Origin of the sequence: Acinetobacter defluvii (assembly GCF_001704615.3) — a bacterium.
Lineage (GTDB): Bacteria > Pseudomonadota > Gammaproteobacteria > Pseudomonadales > Moraxellaceae > Acinetobacter > Acinetobacter defluvii.
Window position 1 is genome coordinate 39574 of record NZ_CP029397.2, and the last position, 20085, is coordinate 59658.

Sequence of the window (20085 nt, forward strand, 5' to 3'; positions counted from 1 at the left end):
ATTTTAGTTTGAATTAGAAAGTTAAAAGATAATAAAAAACAAGTTATGTTAATTTTAATAAAATCAAATTCTAACTTTATCATAATTAAAATATTTATTACATTAGTTTAATTTTTCTGCACAAAAATAACTAAACTTTCAATTATTCTTAACTATATGAATAATAGTTATTTCCATAAAATTATGGTTAAATAACAAACTAGTAAAGAATGGTTTGGAACAAAATCATAAAAGTGTGAGCAAATTCACGTAATTATATTGCTTTTTGATGTGGTTCGTTATTTAATTGTAATTAATTTTGTGTGATTTATAGATAGACGCTTTTGTAAGAGTTCTAAAGTAGGCTCTCGGCGTCACCTTAGAGGAATATCTAAATGAATAAGATTTATAAAGTAATCTGGAATACAACCTTAGGTGCTTGGGTGGCGGTGTCTGAGATTACTAAAGGTAAAGGCAAGACAAAAAGTGGTGTAAAAAATATTCAAAAATTATCTATCTTGCCTTGTAACCATCAAATTTTTAATAAAATATTGTATATAAATATATTATCTTTTTCAATAAGTGTTGTGTTTTCATCCTCTGTATTAGCTGGAGCTTTGGATGGGGGAAGTGTTTATCTAAATTGTAATCCAACAGATAGTAACGGATCTGGTTGGGCTGGAACGGCTGGTCAAAGTGTGGCTATAGGCACATATGCATGTGCGCCTGGTGATCAGGCTCTAGCAATTGGTGCAAATACATATGCAAAGGGGAACTCTTCTATATCTATTGGTGGGGATGATCTTAATAAAGTAGCTGGTGAATCTAATAATACTGTTGCTGCACAAACATATAAAAAATTAACAGGTGATAATCTAATTGCTAACTATGATGGTAAAACTGGAGTTGGACATCAATATATTAATACTGAATCCGGAAATGGAGCTGTTGCATTAGGAGTACAATCTACAGCGAAAGGGGATTTAGCAACAGCATTTGGTACACGAACAAATGCTCAAGGAATAGCAAGCGTCGCTTTGGGAGTAGGTTCGTATGCTTCTAAGGATGGTTCAGTTGCTTTGGGTGCTGGTAGTACCACTGCGACTAATGCTAGTAAAGTTACTGAAGCAAAGATAAATGGAGTTAATTTTTTAAATTTTGCAGGTGGAACAAATTTTGCTGGGGATGCTTCAGATACAGGTCGTCAGGTTTCTGTTGGAAATGTAGGTAATGAGCGTCAAATTAAAAATGTAGCAGCTGGGGCTATTTCAGCTACTTCTACTGATGCATTAAATGGTAGTCAGGTTTATGCTGTTACAAATACTTTAATAGATCAAATTCAATTAACAAAGTCTACATCGCCAATAGTTTATACAGATGTTTTAGGTAATAAAGTAACTAAAGCGAATGATGGTAAATGGTACTCATCCTCTTCTGTCGATGCTGGTGGTAATAAGATAGGCTCTCCAACAGAAGTCCTAGCATCTAATATTTCAACTAGATTACAAGATGCTAATGGTTCGACAAAAAATTCTATTGAACTAAAAAATGTGAAAGCAGGTGATTTAAGTGCGGTATCTACGGATGCGGTGAATGGTAGTCAGTTATTTACAACCAACCAAAACGTAGCGACTAATACTACTAACATCACCAAAAATGCGGGTGACATCACCAACTTGCAAAACCAAACATGGAAATTGCAAGCGAATGGAGATGGTGCTTCAGCGGTTAAAGCCAGTGATACAGTTCAGTTCTTAAATGGAACAAATGTCGAGATTAAACGTAACGGCAACGACATTACGATAGGCAGTGTAGCAAAACCAGTTTATGACAGTATTACAGTAAACAATGCACCAACTGATGGTACAGATGTTACGAATAAAACCTATGTAGATGGTAAAGTTCAAACTGTTACCAATACACCATTAACCTTTGTAGGAGATGATGCTACGGTTAAAGTTGACCGTAAGTTGGGCGAAACCTTACAAATTGATGGTGGAGCAACGGGTACATTAACAGATAACAACATTGGTGTAGTTGCAGATGCAACAAACAACAAGTTGACCGTTAAACTAGCCGAAGAGCTGAAAGACCTTAAGAGTGTGACGACAGGCACAGGTTCAGACAAGACTGTCTTGAACAAAGATGGCTTGACGGTAACCGAAGGTACAAGCAACACCACGATCGGTGCGGACAGCATCACCGTGGGCGCAGGTGCAGGCAAAAACCCAGTCACCATCAATGGGACTGCAGGTACGGTAAATGGCTTAACCAATAAGACTTGGAATGGCACAGCAGTATCAGGACAAGCAGCGACAGAAGATCAGTTAAAAACTGTGAGTGATGTTGCCAACAATGCCAACCAAGGTTGGAAGGTAAATACAGCTCAAACAGGTACAGGTACAGCGACTGGCAGTGCATCTAGCCAAGTTAAGCCAGGTGATGAAGTTAAATTCACAGCGGGTAACAACATTGCGATCACTCAAAATGGTAAAGACCTGACCATTGCGACGAATCCGAATCTTGTATCAACTAGCATTACCACAGGCAACAGTAAGCTAGAAAATGGCGGCTTAACCATTAACAACACAGATCCAGCGAAAGTTGTGAAAGTGACAGATACTGGTATCAGTGCGGGTGGACAACAAATTACCAATGTTGCCAGCGGTGGTAGTACAGGTACCAATGCAGCTAACATCGATGATGTTACGACTGCGGTGACCAACCTGGGCAATAAACCACTCAGCTTTGTAGGTGATGATGCTACGGTTAAAGTTGATCGTAAGTTGGGCGAAACCTTACAAATTGATGGTGGAGCAACGGGTGCATTAACAGATAACAACATTGGTGTAGTTGCAGATACAACAAACAACAAGTTGACCGTTAAACTAGCCGAAGAGCTGAAAGACCTTAAGAGTGTGACGACAGGTACAGGTTCAGACAAGACTGTCTTGAACAAAGATGGCTTGACGGTAACCGAAGGTACAAGCAACACCACGATCGGTGCGGACAGCATCACCGTGGGCGCAGGTGCAGGCAAAAACCCAGTCACCATCAATGGGACTGCAGGTACGATAAATGGCTTAACCAATAAGACTTGGAATGGCACAGCAGTATCAGGACAAGCAGCGACAGAAGATCAGTTAAAAACTGTGAGTGATGTTGCCAACAATGCCAACCAAGGATGGCAGGTAAATACAGCTCAAACAGGTACAGGTACAGCGACTGGCAGTGCATCTAGCCAAGTTAAGCCAGGTGAAGAAGTTAAATTCACAGCGGGTAACAACATTGCGATCACTCAAAATGGTAAAGACCTGACCATTGCGACGAATCCGAATCTTGTATCAACTAGCATTACCACAGGCAACAGTAAGCTAGAAAATGGCGGCTTAACCATTAACAACACAGATCCAGCGAAAGTTGTGAAAGTGACAGATACTGGTATCAGTGCGGGTGGACAACAAATTACCAATGTTGCCAGCGGTGGTAGTACAGGTACCAATGCAGCTAACATCGATGATGTTACGACTGCGGTGACCAACCTGGGCAATAAACCACTCAGCTTTGTAGGTGATGATGCTACGGTTAAAGTTGATCGTAAGTTGGGCGAAACCTTACAAATTGATGGTGGAGCAACGGGTACATTAACAGATAACAACATTGGTGTAGTTGCAGATACAACAAACAACAAGTTGACCGTTAAACTAGCCGAAGAGCTGAAAGACCTTAAGAGTGTGACGACAGGTACAGGTTCAGACAAGACTGTCTTGAACAAAGATGGCTTGACGGTAACAGAAGGCACAAGCAACACCACGATCGGTGCGGACAGCATCACCGTGGGCGCAGGTGCAGGCAAAAACCCAGTCACCATCAATGGGACTGCAGGTACGATAAATGGCTTAACCAATAAGACTTGGAATGGCACAGCAGTATCAGGACAAGCTGCGACAGAAGATCAGTTAAAAACTGTGAGTGATGTTGCCAACAATGCCAACCAAGGATGGCAGGTAAATACAGCTCAAACAGGTACAGGTACAGCGACTGGCAGTGCATCTAGCCAAGTTAAGCCAGGTGAAGAAGTTAAATTCACAGCGGGTAACAACATTGCGATCACTCAAAATGGTAAAGACCTGACCATTGCGACGAATCCGAATCTTGTATCAACTAGCATTACCACAGGCAACAGTAAGCTAGAAAATGGCGGCTTAACCATTAACAACACAGATCCAGCGAAAGTTGTGAAAGTGACAGATACTGGTATCAGTGCGGGTGGACAACAAATTACCAATGTTGCCAGCGGTGGTAGTACAGGTACCAATGCAGCTAACATCGATGATGTTACGACTGCGGTGACCAACCTGGGCAATAAACCACTCAGCTTTGTAGGTGATGATGCTACGGTTAAAGTTGATCGTAAGTTGGGCGAAACCTTACAAATTGATGGTGGAGCAACGGGTACATTAACAGATAACAACATTGGTGTAGTTGCAGATACAACAAACAACAAGTTGACCGTTAAACTAGCCGAAGAGCTGAAAGACCTTAAGAGTGTGACGACAGGTACAGGTTCAGACAAGACTGTCTTGAACAAAGATGGCTTGACGGTAACAGAAGGCACAAGCAACACCACGATCGGTGCGGACAGCATCACCGTGGGCGCAGGTGCAGGCAAAAACCCAGTCACCATCAATGGGACTGCAGGTACGATAAATGGCTTAACCAATAAGACTTGGAATGGCACAGCAGTATCAGGACAAGCTGCGACAGAAGATCAGTTAAAAACTGTGAGTGATGTTGCCAACAATGCCAACCAAGGATGGCAGGTAAATACAGCTCAAACAGGTACAGGTACAGCGACTGGCAGTGCATCTAGCCAAGTTAAGCCAGGTGAAGAAGTTAAATTCACAGCGGGTAACAACATTGCGATCACTCAAAATGGTAAAGACCTGACCATTGCGACGAATCCGAATCTTGTATCAACTAGCATTACCACAGGCAACAGTAAGCTAGAAAATGGCGGCTTAACCATTAACAACACAGATCCAGCGAAAGTTGTGAAAGTGACAGATACTGGTATCAGTGCGGGTGGACAACAAATTACCAATGTTGCCAGCGGTGGTAGTACAGGTACCAATGCAGCTAACATCGATGATGTTACGACTGCGGTGACCAACCTGGGCAATAAACCACTCAGCTTTGTAGGTGATGATGCTACGGTTAAAGTTGATCGTAAGTTGGGCGAAACCTTACAAATTGATGGTGGAGCAACGGGTACATTAACAGATAACAACATTGGTGTAGTTGCAGATACAACAAACAACAAGTTGACCGTTAAACTAGCCGAAGAGCTGAAAGACCTTAAGAGTGTGACGACAGGTACAGGTTCAGACAAGACTGTCTTGAACAAAGATGGCTTGACGGTAACAGAAGGCACAAGCAACACCACGATCGGTGCGGACAGCATCACCGTGGGCGCAGGTGCAGGCAAAAACCCAGTCACCATCAATGGGACTGCAGGTACGATAAATGGCTTAACCAATAAGACTTGGAATGGCACAGCAGTATCAGGACAAGCTGCGACAGAAGATCAGTTAAAAACTGTGAGTGATGTTGCCAACAATGCCAACCAAGGATGGCAGGTAAATACAGCTCAAACAGGTACAGGTACAGCGACTGGCAGTGCATCTAGCCAAGTTAAGCCAGGTGAAGAAGTTAAATTCACAGCGGGTAACAACATTGCGATCACTCAAAATGGTAAAGACCTGACCATTGCGACGAATCCGAATCTTGTATCAACTAGCATTACCACAGGCAACAGTAAGCTAGAAAATGGCGGCTTAACCATTAACAACACAGATCCAGCGAAAGTTGTGAAAGTGACAGATACTGGTATCAGTGCGGGTGGACAACAAATTACCAATGTTGCCAGCGGTGGTAGTACAGGTACCAATGCAGCTAACATCGATGATGTTACGACTGCGGTGACCAACCTGGGCAATAAACCACTCAGCTTTGTAGGTGATGATGCTACGGTTAAAGTTGATCGTAAGTTGGGCGAAACCTTACAAATTGATGGTGGAGCAACGGGTACATTAACAGATAACAACATTGGTGTAGTTGCAGATACAACAAACAACAAGTTGACCGTTAAACTAGCCGAAGAGCTGAAAGACCTTAAGAGTGTGACGACAGGTACAGGTTCAGACAAGACTGTCTTGAACAAAGATGGCTTGACGGTAACAGAAGGCACAAGCAACACCACGATCGGTGCGGACAGCATCACCGTGGGCGCAGGTGCAGGCAAAAACCCAGTCACCATCAATGGGACTGCAGGTACGATAAATGGCTTAACCAATAAGACTTGGAATGGCACAGCAGTATCAGGACAAGCTGCGACAGAAGATCAGTTAAAAACTGTGAGTGATGTTGCCAACAATGCCAACCAAGGATGGCAGGTAAATACAGCTCAAACAGGTACAGGTACAGCGACTGGCAGTGCATCTAGCCAAGTTAAGCCAGGTGAAGAAGTTAAATTCACAGCGGGTAACAACATTGCGATCACTCAAAATGGTAAAGACCTGACCATTGCGACGAATCCGAATCTTGTATCAACTAGCATTACCACAGGCAACAGTAAGCTAGAAAATGGCGGCTTAACCATTAACAACACAGATCCAGCGAAAGTTGTGAAAGTGACAGATACTGGTATCAGTGCGGGTGGACAACAAATTACCAATGTTGCCAGCGGTGGTAGTACAGGTACCAATGCAGCTAACATCGATGATGTTACGACTGCGGTGACCAACCTGGGCAATAAACCACTCAGCTTTGTAGGTGATGATGCTACGGTTAAAGTTGATCGTAAGTTGGGCGAAACCTTACAAATTGATGGTGGAGCAACGGGTACATTAACAGATAACAACATTGGTGTAGTTGCAGATACAACAAACAACAAGTTGACCGTTAAACTAGCCGAAGAGCTGAAAGACCTTAAGAGTGTGACGACAGGTACAGGTTCAGACAAGACTGTCTTGAACAAAGATGGCTTGACGGTAACAGAAGGCACAAGCAACACCACGATCGGTGCGGACAGCATCACCGTGGGCGCAGGTGCAGGCAAAAACCCAGTCACCATCAATGGGACTGCAGGTACGATAAATGGCTTAACCAATAAGACTTGGAATGGCACAGCAGTATCAGGACAAGCTGCGACAGAAGATCAGTTAAAAACTGTGAGTGATGTTGCCAACAATGCCAACCAAGGATGGCAGGTAAATACAGCTCAAACAGGTACAGGTACAGCGACTGGCAGTGCATCTAGCCAAGTTAAGCCAGGTGAAGAAGTTAAATTCACAGCGGGTAACAACATTGCGATCACTCAAAATGGTAAAGACCTGACCATTGCGACGAATCCGAATCTTGTATCAACTAGCATTACCACAGGCAACAGTAAGCTAGAAAATGGCGGCTTAACCATTAACAACACAGATCCAGCGAAAGTTGTGAAAGTGACAGATACTGGTATCAGTGCGGGTGGACAACAAATTACCAATGTTGCCAGCGGTGGTAGTACAGGTACCAATGCAGCTAACATCGATGATGTTACGACTGCGGTGACCAACCTGGGCAATAAACCACTCAGCTTTGTAGGTGATGATGCTACGGTTAAAGTTGATCGTAAGTTGGGCGAAACCTTACAAATTGATGGTGGAGCAACGGGTACATTAACAGATAACAACATTGGTGTAGTTGCAGATACAACAAACAACAAGTTGACCGTTAAACTAGCCGAAGAGCTGAAAGACCTTAAGAGTGTGACGACAGGTACAGGTTCAGACAAGACTGTCTTGAACAAAGATGGCTTGACGGTAACCGAAGGCAGTAAAGTAACTACGATTGGTGAAGGTAATGTCCAAGTTAGCAATGGTACAAATACGCTTGCGTTGGATGCAACCAAAGGCACATTGGAAGGTTTAACGAATAAAGATCTAAAAGTAACAGACTTTGCGACACAAGGTCGTGCAGCGACAGAAGAACAGCTCAATGCTGCACAAGGTAGTACCAGTACGATTATTGGTGGTGGTGTAACCAACAATGCAGGCAACATCACAGGTCCATTCACAACCAATGGTGGCAGCTACAATACGATTGCAGAAGCGATAGAAGACCAAGCGAAGAAATCGAAAACAACAGTAAGCGAAGGCGACAACATTACTGTGACTTCGACAACCAATGCAGATGGTTCAACCGACTACAGCGTAGCTACCAAGAAAGATGTGAAATTTGACAAGGTAACGGTTGGTAATGTTGTTACAGACAGCAAAACCAATACCATTACGGGTGTTGAAGCAGGCTCAATTGGTGCCGGTTCGAAAGATGTTGTGAATGGTAGTCAGATTCATGATCTGGTCGGTAAAGATGCGTATGTAGACAACAAAGGCAACGTGACCAACACTGTTCAAAACATTGGTGGAACAGGTGCGACCAACATTGATGATGCGATCAAAAATGTAAATACCACTGCGAAAGCTGCGAAGACTGAAGTTAAACAAGGTGACAACATCACTGTTTCAGAAGTAAAAGGTAAAGATGGACAATCGATCTATACCGTTGCAACAGCGAAAGACGTTAACTTTGATAAAGTCACTGTAGGCAATGTTGTAACCGATGCGACGACGAACAAGATCAGTGGCTTAGCTGATGGTACGGTTGCAAAAGGCTCAACTGAAGCGATCACAGGTAACCAGTTAAATACAGCACAAGACAGCACCAAAAATATTATTGGTGGTGGTGTAACCAACAATGCAGGCAACATCACAGGTCCATTCACAACCAATGGTGGCAGCTACAATACGATTGCAGAAGCGATAGAAGACCAAGCGAAGAAATCGAAAACAACAGTAAGCGAAGGCGACAACATTACTGTGACTTCGACAACCAATGCAGATGGTTCAACCGACTACAACGTAGCTACCAAGAAAGATGTGAAATTTGACAAGGTAACGGTTGGTAATGTTGTTACAGACAGCAAAACCAATACCATTACGGGTGTTGAAGCAGGCTCAATTGGTGCCGGTTCGAAAGATGTTGTGAATGGTAGTCAGATTCATGATCTGGTCGGTAAAGATGCGTATGTAGACAACAAAGGCAACGTGACCAACACTGTTCAAAACATTGGTGGAACAGGTGCGACCAACATCGATGATGCGATCAAAAATGTAAATACCACTGCGAAAGCTGCGAAGACTGAAGTTAAACAAGGTGACAACATCACTGTTTCAGAAGTAAAAGGTAAAGATGGACAATCGATCTATACCGTTGCAACAGCGAAAGACGTTAACTTTGATAAAGTCACTGTAGGCAATGTTGTAACCGATGCGACGACGAACAAGATCAGTGGCTTAGCTGATGGTACGGTTGCAAAAGGCTCAACTGAAGCGATCACAGGTAACCAGTTAAATACAGCACAAGACAGCACCAAAAATATTATTGGTGGTGGTGTAACCAACAATGCAGGCAACATCACAGGTCCATTCACAACCAATGGTGGCAGCTACAATACGATTGCAGAAGCGATAGAAGACCAAGCGAAGAAATCGAAAACAACAGTAAGCGAAGGCGACAACATTACTGTGACTTCGACAACCAATGCAGATGGTTCAACCGACTACAACGTAGCTACCAAGAAAGATGTGAAATTTGACAAGGTAACGGTTGGTAATGTTGTTACAGACAGCAAAACCAATACCATTACGGGTGTTGAAGCAGGCTCAATTGGTGCCGGTTCGAAAGATGTTGTGAATGGTAGTCAGATTCATGATCTGGTCGGTAAAGATGCGTATGTAGACAACAAAGGCAACGTGACCAACACTGTTCAAAACATTGGTGGAACAGGTGCGACCAACATTGATGATGCGATCAAAAATGTAAATACCACTGCGAAAGCTGCGAAGACTGAAGTTAAACAAGGTGACAACATCACTGTTTCAGAAGTAAAAGGTAAAGATGGACAATCGATCTATACCGTTGCAACAGCGAAAGACGTTAACTTTGATAAAGTCACTGTAGGCAATGTTGTAACCGATGCGACGACGAACAAGATCAGTGGCTTAGCTGATGGTACGGTTGCAAAAGGCTCAACTGAAGCGATCACAGGTAACCAGTTAAATACAGCACAAGACAGCACCAAAAATATTATTGGTGGTGGTGTAACCAACAATGCAGGCAACATCACAGGTCCATTCACAACCAATGGTGGCAGCTACAATACGATTGCAGAAGCGATAGAAGACCAAGCGAAGAAATCGAAAACAACAGTAAGCGAAGGCGACAACATTACTGTGACTTCGACAACCAATGCAGATGGTTCAACCGACTACAACGTAGCTACCAAGAAAGATGTGAAATTTGACAAGGTAACGGTTGGTAATGTTGTTACAGACAGCAAAACCAATACCATTACGGGTGTTGAAGCAGGCTCAATTGGTGCCGGTTCGAAAGATGTTGTGAATGGTAGTCAGATTCATGATCTGGTCGGTAAAGATGCGTATGTAGACAACAAAGGCAACGTGACCAACACTGTTCAAAACATTGGTGGAACAGGTGCGACCAACATTGATGATGCGATCAAAAATGTAAATACCACTGCGAAAGCTGCGAAGACTGAAGTTAAACAAGGTGACAACATCACTGTTTCAGAAGTAAAAGGTAAAGATGGACAATCGATCTATACCGTTGCAACAGCGAAAGACGTTAACTTTGATAAAGTCACTGTAGGCAATGTTGTAACCGATGCGACGACGAACAAGATCAGTGGCTTAGCTGATGGTACGGTTGCAAAAGGCTCAACTGAAGCGATCACAGGTAACCAGTTAAATACAGCACAAGACAGCACCAAAAATATTATTGGTGGTGGTGTAACCAACAATGCAGGCAACATCACAGGTCCATTCACAACCAATGGTGGCAGCTACAATACGATTGCAGAAGCGATAGAAGACCAAGCGAAGAAATCGAAAACAACAGTAAGCGAAGGCGACAACATTACTGTGACTTCGACAACCAATGCAGATGGTTCAACCGACTACAACGTAGCTACCAAGAAAGATGTGAAATTTGACAAGGTAACGGTTGGTAATGTTGTTACAGACAGCAAAACCAATACCATTACGGGTGTTGAAGCAGGCTCAATTGGTGCCGGTTCGAAAGATGTTGTGAATGGTAGTCAGATTCATGATCTGGTCGGTAAAGATGCGTATGTAGACAACAAAGGCAACGTGACCAACACTGTTCAAAACATTGGTGGAACAGGTGCGACCAACATTGATGATGCGATCAAAAATGTAAATACCACTGCGAAAGCTGCGAAGACTGAAGTTAAACAAGGTGACAACATCACTGTTTCAGAAGTAAAAGGTAAAGATGGACAATCGATCTATACCGTTGCAACAGCGAAAGACGTTAACTTTGATAAAGTCACTGTAGGCAATGTTGTAACCGATGCGACGACGAACAAGATCAGTGGCTTAGCTGATGGTACGGTTGCAAAAGGCTCAACTGAAGCGATCACAGGTAACCAGTTAAATACAGCACAAGACAGCACCAAAAATATTATTGGTGGTGGTGTAACCAACAATGCAGGCAACATCACAGGTCCATTCACAACCAATGGTGGCAGCTACAATACGATTGCAGAAGCGATAGAAGACCAAGCGAAGAAATCGAAAACAACAGTAAGCGAAGGCGACAACATTACTGTGACTTCGACAACCAATGCAGATGGTTCAACCGACTACAACGTAGCTACCAAGAAAGATGTGAAATTTGACAAGGTAACGGTTGGTAATGTTGTTACAGACAGCAAAACCAATACCATTACGGGTGTTGAAGCAGGCTCAATTGGTGCCGGTTCGAAAGATGTTGTGAATGGTAGTCAGATTCATGATCTGGTCGGTAAAGATGCGTATGTAGACAACAAAGGCAACGTGACCAACACTGTTCAAAACATTGGTGGAACAGGTGCGACCAACATCGATGATGCGATTAAGAATGTAAATACTGCTGCGAACAAAGCCAAAACAACTGTAACAGCAGGTGATAATATTACCGTGACAAGCGGTACGAACGCTGATGGCTCAACGAACTATGCGGTTGCTACTGCGAAAAATGTAAACTTTGATCAAGTGAAGGTCGGAAACGTTTCAATATCAAATAAAGGTATTGATGCTGGAAACACTCAGATCAAGAATGTTGCAGCTGGTACAGCTGATACTGATGCTGTGAATGTGAACCAATTAAATAAAGTCTTAAATCAAAAAATTGAAAATGATGTGACGAATATTATTGGTACCACAGATGGCAAGCCAAGTCAGTTATTTGAAACTTATAATGTTTCAGGTCAACAGACTACTGATCGCCGTAATATTGCTGAAACTGTAACCAATATTAATACCAAAGGTGCTAAGTATTTCCATACCAATGCAGTGGATGAACAAGTTGAAGGTGGTGTAATTGGTCAAACCAATGACTCAAGTGCTGCAGGTAAAAACTCTACCGCAATTGGTGTAAATGCTATTATTGCTGATGGAGCAACAAGTACTGTCGCTGTTGGTCATAATACACAAGCTTCTGCTCAAGCTACGGATTCGGTAGTCGTTGGCTCTGGTTCTAAAGTCGGTGGAATATCAACGATTGCAATTGGTCATGGTGCACAAGCGCTAGGCAATCAGTCTATCAGTATTGGTACTGGCAATATTGTCAAAGGAAACAACTCTGGTGCATTGGGTGACCCAAGCACAGTTGATGGTAATAATAGTTACTCTGTAGGTAATAATAATACTGTTAAGACAGACAATACTTTTGTACTGGGTAATGATGTAACACAAACTGTTGAAGGATCAGTAGTTCTTGGTAACAAGTCTGCTGCAACTACAGGGGCAAATGTTGCAGGTTATGCATTGGCTCAGGCAACAGCTGATGATCGCGATGCAATTAAGAAAACCACAAGTACAACAGGTGCTGTCGCAGTTGGTGATGCAAGTAAAGCCATTTACCGTCAAATCACTGGTGTTGCAGCGGGTACAGCGAATTCAGATGCTGTAAACGTTGCACAGTTGAAAGCTGTAGATCATCAAGTGACAACTACACAACAGAGCTTAGTAGACAGTTTAGGTGGTGGTGCTAAAGTTGACCAACAAAATGGTACGATTACAGGGCCAACTTATAATGTTGGTGGCGGTACTCAAAGCAATGTTGGTGATGCATTAGATGCGCTTAATAAGGCTGTTACTAATGTAGATACGACTGCTAATGCAGGCTGGACAGTGAAAGCAGGTGATAAATCACAAACCATTAAACCAAAAGCATCTGTTGAGTTTGTGGGTGATAACAATGTCACTGTAACTCAAGAGAATGATGATAAAGATGGTAATGCGAAGCTTGCTGTTCAATTGAACAAGAAATTGGATATTGAGCAATTAAAAGCTGGCGATACGATTATTAATACTGGCGGTGTATCTATTGGTCAAGCCGTTCAACTTGGTGGTACTGGGCTTGTGATTAAAAATGGTCCAAGTGTAACAACAGCAGGTATTAATGCAGGTAATAAAGTCATTACGAATGTTGCTGCAGGTCAAAAAGACAATGATGCTGTGAACAAAGGTCAATTAGACAATGCAATTACTAACATTAACAATAAAGTTGACCAAGCCAATAACAATGCTGTGCAGTATGATAAAAATACTGATGGTACTGTAAATAAAGGCAGTGTCACTTTAGGTGGTGGTGATAAAGGCACGACATTAACCAATGTTGCTGATGGTAAAGTTGCACAAGGTTCTAAAGATGCTGTAAATGGCGGTCAATTGTGGAATATTGAACAGAAAGTTAATCAAAACACGACTGATATTAGTAATATCAAAAATGAGATTAACAATGGCTCACTTGGTTTAGTACAACAAACAGGTGGCTCAAAAGCAGACATCACTGTAGGTAAGAACACAGGTGGTACAACGGTTAACATGGCTGGTAAAGATGGCGATCGTGTGATCACTGGTGTGAAAGATGGTGCGATTAATGCAACTTCAAAAGATGCGATTAATGGTTCACAGCTTCATGCACAAAAAGTCGAAACAAACCAAAAAGTTGTTGAGTACTTAGGTGGTGGTGCAGCAATTGACAATATTACAGGCAGCTTTACACAAGCACCTTCTTATACGGTTGGTGACAGCAAGTATAACAATGTAGGCGGTGCAATTGATGCTCTAAATAAAGCAGATCAAGAGCTAGGTAACAAAATCAATCAGGTAAGTAATAATTTAGAACAAGCGTTCTATTCAACGAACCAACGTATTGATGATGTTGAAAAACGTGCAAATGCAGGTATTGCAGCGGCAATGTCATTAGAAAATGCACCGTATATTCCTGGTAAATACACCTATGCAGCAGGTGCCGCTTACCATGGTGGTGAAAGTGCAATTGGTGTGACCTTACGTAAAACTGCTGACAATGGTCGTTGGTCATTAACGGGTGGTATTGCAGCAGCAAGTGAAGGTGATCCAAGCGTTCGTATCGGTATCAGCGGTGTAATTGACTAATTTCACTAGACGAGGAAGTTCTGCTGAACTTCCTCTATTTTCCCTATACTCAGAGAGATAAATAAATGAAAACATTAAACACAATTTTGATGTTCAGTGTGCTCAGTGGTCTAGTGACAACCCTGACTTATGCAGCTGAAATTGATCCACAAAACACACCAGAAGAAATCACTTTTCCAGAAGTGAAACACAGTTATTTAAAACAAGTACACCGTTATGAGTATGATGAAGTTGCTCGTTTAGATAAAGGATTAACCAAAGACCAAATTCGGTTTATTTTAGGTAACCCTCAGTTTAATGAAGGCTTATTCTTTGTAAAAACATGGAATTACGTTTTAGATATTCGTCAGCCGAATAGTAATGAATATAAGCGTTGCCAATTACGTGTAGATTTTAATAAAGATAGGCTATCTGAAAATTTATATTGGAAAGGTGAAGAATGTCAGGGCTTGATGATCTATGGTGCAAATAACCAAGTCCCACCACACACAGTATACCCAATTGATAAACAGCGTAAAAATGCTAACGTATTATTTGCATTTGATCGCCATGACCCACAAGCGATTGATCAGGGTTATAGTTCAGTCTATAGCATTGCTGAACAAATCAAGGCAGACAATCCACAACGTGTAGATGTTTCGGGTTATGCAGACCGTTTAGGTAAATATGCCTATAATCAACAACTATCTGCTAACCGTGCAAATACTGTTGCACAACTGTTGGTACAACAAGGGGTAAATCCAGACATTATTTCTTTACAAGGCAATGGTTCAACCACGATTTATCAACAATGCCAAGCAGGTGCCAAAACAACACGCTTAATTCAATGTTTAGCACCGAATCGTCGCGTAAATGTACAATGGTAATTTGATTTAATATAAAGTGATAAGGAAGAGAAAGATGCGATTTCTAACAACATTGGGTTTAATGTTCATGAGTTCAGTCAGTTTTGCTGAATTAATAGAATCCCCATCGTTATCTTCCTTATTGTCTTCAAATCATTGGGGATTGATCCGATCTGATACGACATGTATTGAACATTATAAGTTTTCAGATGATGGTGCTGTGGAAATCAAGGGTAATCAAGAAGTGATTACAGGGCGTTATAGTGTACTCACTTCTGAAAAATCTTTCGAATTACCTGCTGTTGCGATCCAGTTTGAAACAGATAATCAAAAAGCAGATTGTACGGGGAGTGCTCAGAATCAAGCGGGGATGTCCACAGTAAATTTTTTGAAGAAGCAATCAAATGAAAAAATTTACTTCTGTGTCGATTCATTAGGAAAAAATTGTCCTGTTTATATTCGTCCTGAAAATCCATAATTTGTAATACAGTTATCAAAGTTCTTCATGAATTTTGATAACTAATAATTATAAAAAAATTAAAAATTATTCATGAAAGTTTGGTATTTAATTTAGTTGTATAGCGTTATATTAACTTCAGTCTCATATTTTCTTAAATTATCTAAGATGCAATACATCATTGTCCTGAAATGCTGGATCTGCTCATGGGTTCATAGCAGAGCTGTAGTATAATGCTCCAAATTTCAACAGATTTAAGCTCACATATTTATATTATTTAGCCAGAGTAAGTTCAGATACTCTACTCAAGCATAAACTTCATTGGAAATAGAACATGCCTGATTATCGTTCAAAAACATCAACACACGGAAGAAACATGGCGGGTGCACGTGGCTTATGGCGTGCGACTGGAATGAAAGATGAAGATTTTGGTAAACCCATTATTGCAGTGGTGAATTCATTTACTCAGTTTGTGCCAGGTCATGTGCATTTAAAAGATTTAGGTCAACTTGTTGCACGCCAAATTGAAGCATCAGGTGGTGTTGCAAAAGAATTCAATACGATTGCAGTCGATGACGGTATTGCGATGGGGCATGATGGTATGCTGTATTCATTGCCATCACGTGACTTGATTGCAGATTCTGTGGAATACATGGTGAATGCACACTGTGCCGATGCGATGGTTTGTATTTCAAACTGCGACAAAATCACACCGGGCATGTTAATGGCAGCGATGCGTTTAAACATTCCAGTAGTATTTGTGTCTGGTGGTCCAATGGAAGCGGGTAAGGTTAAAATCCGTGGTAATGATAAAGCCATTGACTTGATTGATGCGATGATTGTTGCCGCAGACGACAATTATACCGATGAAGAAGTTGCAGAGTATGAACGTTCAGCATGCCCAACCTGTGGCTCATGCTCGGGGATGTTTACTGCAAACTCAATGAACTGCTTAACTGAAGCTTTAGGGCTATCATTGCCGGGCAATGGTTCGACACTTGCAACTCATGCCAACCGTAAAAAATTATTTGAACGTGCAGGTTCATTGATTGTTGAATTGGCAAAACGTCATTATGAACAAGATGACTATAGTGTTTTACCACGTGAAATGGTCACCAAAGCATCGTATGAAAATGCCATGACTTTAGACATTGCGATGGGTGGATCTACCAATACCGTACTGCACTTGCTCGCTGCTGCAAACGAAGCAGGCGTTGACTTTACCATGGATGACATTGACCGATTATCTCGTAAAGTTCCTGTATTGTGTAAAGTTGCACCTGCGAAAAATGATGTGCATATGGAAGATGTACACCGTGCCGGTGGTATCATGTCGATTTTAGGTGAGCTTGATCGTGCAGGTTTACTTGATACTTCTGTGGGTACAGTCCATGAAAAATCGCTAAAAGATGCTTTAGACAAATGGGACATTATCCGTACTGAAAATGAAGAGGTTTATAATTTCTTCCGTTCAGCACCAGGCGGTGTACCGACTCAAACCGCATTTTCACAAGATCGTTATTATTCAAAATTAGATGGTGACCGTGAAAATGGCGTGATCCGTAATGTAGAACATGCTTTCTCTAAAGACGGTGGTTTAGCTGTACTTTATGGCAACATTGCACTGGATGGTTGTATCGTCAAAACGGCAGGGGTTGATGATTCAATCTTAAAATTCAACGGAACTGCACGTGTATTCGAAAGCCAAGATTCAGCAGTAGATGCAATTTTGGGTAATGAAATCAAAGCAGGTGATGTGGTTGTGATTCGTTACGAAGGACCACGTGGTGGCCCTGGAATGCAAGAAATGTTGTATCCAACCAGTTACTTAAAATCAAAAGGTTTAGGTAAGGAATGTGCCTTGCTTACCGATGGTCGTTTTTCAGGTGGTTCATCAGGTCTTTCTATTGGTCATGTATCACCAGAGGCGGCTGAAGGTGGTGCGATTGGTTTGGTAGAAGATGGTGATTTGATCGAAATAGATATTCCAAATCGTACGATCCACCTTGCTGTGGATGAAGCAACAATGGCAGCACGCCGTGAAACACAAGAAGCAAAAGGCTGGCATCCTGTTGAAGAACGTCCACGTAAAATTTCAAAAGCGTTAAAAGCGTATGCAATGCATACGACTAGTGCTGCTAAAGGCGCAGTCCGTGAAATTTAAGCCATCATTTTTATAACATCGAAAAGCACTCAAAACATGAGTGCTTTTTTATTGGTAAATGCAAACACTTATACGACTCATTTTAAGCGATATATTGCGGTCTGATTTCAGACGCAAATATTTTCTCATAAGAAGTAGGTTTTAGAACATACGTGAAGAACTGTATTACACTGTTCCAATTCTATACAATAAAAGCAAAAGACTTTTTTGAAAATTAAATGTCGAAAATTAAAGACAGCCATCGCTAAGGAATAACAATGAGTAAAGACAACCTCCGAGAACATTCTGCCGCTGTGTATGAAGGGATTGAGAATGCACCAGCGCGTTCGATGATGCGTGCTACAGGCTTTAAAGATGAAGATTTTACCCGACCATTTATTGGGATTGCTTCAACTTGGGCAAATGTCACACCCTGTAATATGCATATTGATGGCTTAGCACGAGAAGTTGAAAAAGGTGTCAATGCAGCTCAAGGCAAGGGCATTATTTTTAATACCATTACCATTTCTGATGGCATTTCTAATGGTACAGAAGGCATGAAATATTCATTACTCAGCCGTGAAATTATCGCCGATTCGATTGAAGCAGTAGTGGGTTGTCAGGCGTATGATGGTGTGATTGCCATTGGAGGCTGCGATAAAAATATGCCGGGTTGTATTATGGGCTTGGCACGTTTAAATCGTCCGGGACTGTTTATCTATGGAGGGACGATTAAACCAGGTGCAGGACATACTGATATGATTTCAGTATTTGAAGCGGTAGGTCAGCATGCCAAAGGTGAAATCGATGCAATTCAGGTCAAACAAATCGAAGAAGTTGCATTACCAGGACCGGGTTCATGTGGTGGAATGTATACTGCAAACTCCATGGCTTCAGCAATTGAAGCTTTGGGCATGAGTTTGCCGGGGTCTTCAGCACAAGAAGCTGTATCCGAAGATAAAAAAATAGACTGCCAACGTGCAGGCGAAGCGGTGATGAATTTGTTGCGTTTGGACATTAAACCACGTGACATTATGACCAAAGCTGCCTTTGAAAATGCCATTAAAGTACTGATCGCTTTGGGAGGATCGACCAATGGCGTGCTGCATTTATTGGCAATGGCACATACCGCAGGTGTTGAATTGTCATTAGATGATTTTACTCGGATAGGTCAGAATATTCCTGTAGTCGCAGACGTCCGTCCATCTGGGAAATATTTAATGTCTGAATTGATTGCGATTGGGGGTATTCAACCTTTGATGAAACGCATGCTTAACGCCGGTATGTTAGATGGTTCATGTTTAACCGTGACAGGTAAAACTTTGGCTGAAAATCTGGCAGATGTTGAGGATTATCCTGAAGGTCAGCAAATTATTTTACCGTTCGATGCCCCGATTAAAAAAGATTCTCATTTGGTTATTCTAAAAGGTAATTTATCACCTACGGGGGCAGTTGCAAAAATCACAGGAAAAGAAGGTCTGTATTTTGAAGGAGCTGCCCGTGTGTTTGAGGGTGAAATTGGTGCAATGCGTGGCATTTTAGATGGGCAAGTACAAGAAGGCGAAGTGGTGGTGATTCGTGGTGAAGGTCCGAAAGGTGGACCAGGCATGCCTGAGATGTTAAAGCCAACTTCTGCGATTATTGGTAAAGGTTTAGGGAAATCTGTGGCGCTGATCACCGATGGACGTTTTTCAGGGGGCAGTCATGGTTTTGTGATTGGACATGTGACACCAGAAGCTTATGCAGGTGGTCCGATTGGTTTGGTTAAAAATGGCGATAAAATCTCGATTAATGCTGAAACACGTGAAATGACTTTACATATTTCGGATGAAGAACTGACAGCACGTAAAGCGGCTTGGGTCAAACCAAAAGCCAATTATCAATATGGTGCTTTGGCGAAGTTTGCTAAATTAACCACAGGTGCGGAAAAAGGTGCAGTGACCGATTTGAACCTAGAGCTTTAAGCAAACGGACATTGAATATTTGAGTCTGAATTGTTATAAATTTTGCAGCAGGCTTATTTCATTTTAAAAAGCATCTCATTGCAATGAGTGTTATTCTTGTATG

General features: G+C 41.9%; 4 protein-coding genes and 1 pseudogene. All 5 read left to right on the forward strand.

Going from position 1 to position 20085, the window contains the following annotated elements; genetic code table 11:
- Window positions 1-419: 419 nt before the first annotated feature.
- Window positions 420-14573 (forward strand): annotated as a pseudogene (locus DJ533_RS02645) (YadA-like family protein); the annotation flags it as partial.
- A gap of 65 nt (window positions 14574-14638) precedes the next feature.
- Window positions 14639-15439, forward strand: coding sequence for a trimeric autotransporter adhesin/peptidogylcan-associated protein TpgA (gene tpgA, locus DJ533_RS02650; RefSeq protein ID WP_065995370.1), 801 nt, complete (start codon window positions 14639-14641; stop codon window positions 15437-15439).
- A 34-nt stretch (window positions 15440-15473) separates the two neighbouring features.
- Window positions 15474-15896 carry a hypothetical protein gene (locus tag DJ533_RS02655; RefSeq protein WP_065995371.1) on the forward strand — a complete coding sequence of 141 codons (423 nt, stop codon included), beginning with the start codon at window positions 15474-15476 and terminating at the stop codon, window positions 15894-15896.
- 313 nt (window positions 15897-16209) lie between these two features.
- A complete protein-coding gene (ilvD, locus tag DJ533_RS02660) occupies window positions 16210-18039 on the forward strand; it encodes a dihydroxy-acid dehydratase (RefSeq protein WP_065995372.1) in 1830 nt (609 codons plus the stop codon).
- A 257-nt stretch (window positions 18040-18296) separates the two neighbouring features.
- Window positions 18297-19982 (forward strand): dihydroxy-acid dehydratase, encoded by a 1686-nt coding sequence (gene ilvD, locus DJ533_RS02665; RefSeq protein WP_065995373.1) that lies wholly within the window; start codon window positions 18297-18299, stop codon window positions 19980-19982.
- Window positions 19983-20085: the final 103 nt, after the last annotated feature.

What these genes read in the sequence shown, in the direction of transcription:
- tpgA (WP_065995370.1), top strand. Translation starts at nt 14,639, where the DNA reads ATGAAAACATTAAACACAATTTTGATGTTCAGTGTGCTCAGTGGTCTA.
- DJ533_RS02655 (WP_065995371.1), top strand. Translation starts at nt 15,474, where the DNA reads ATGCGATTTCTAACAACATTGGGTTTAATGTTCATGAGTTCAGTCAGT.
- ilvD (WP_065995372.1), top strand. Translation starts at nt 16,210, where the DNA reads ATGCCTGATTATCGTTCAAAAACATCAACACACGGAAGAAACATGGCG.
- ilvD (WP_065995373.1), top strand. Translation starts at nt 18,297, where the DNA reads ATGAGTAAAGACAACCTCCGAGAACATTCTGCCGCTGTGTATGAAGGG.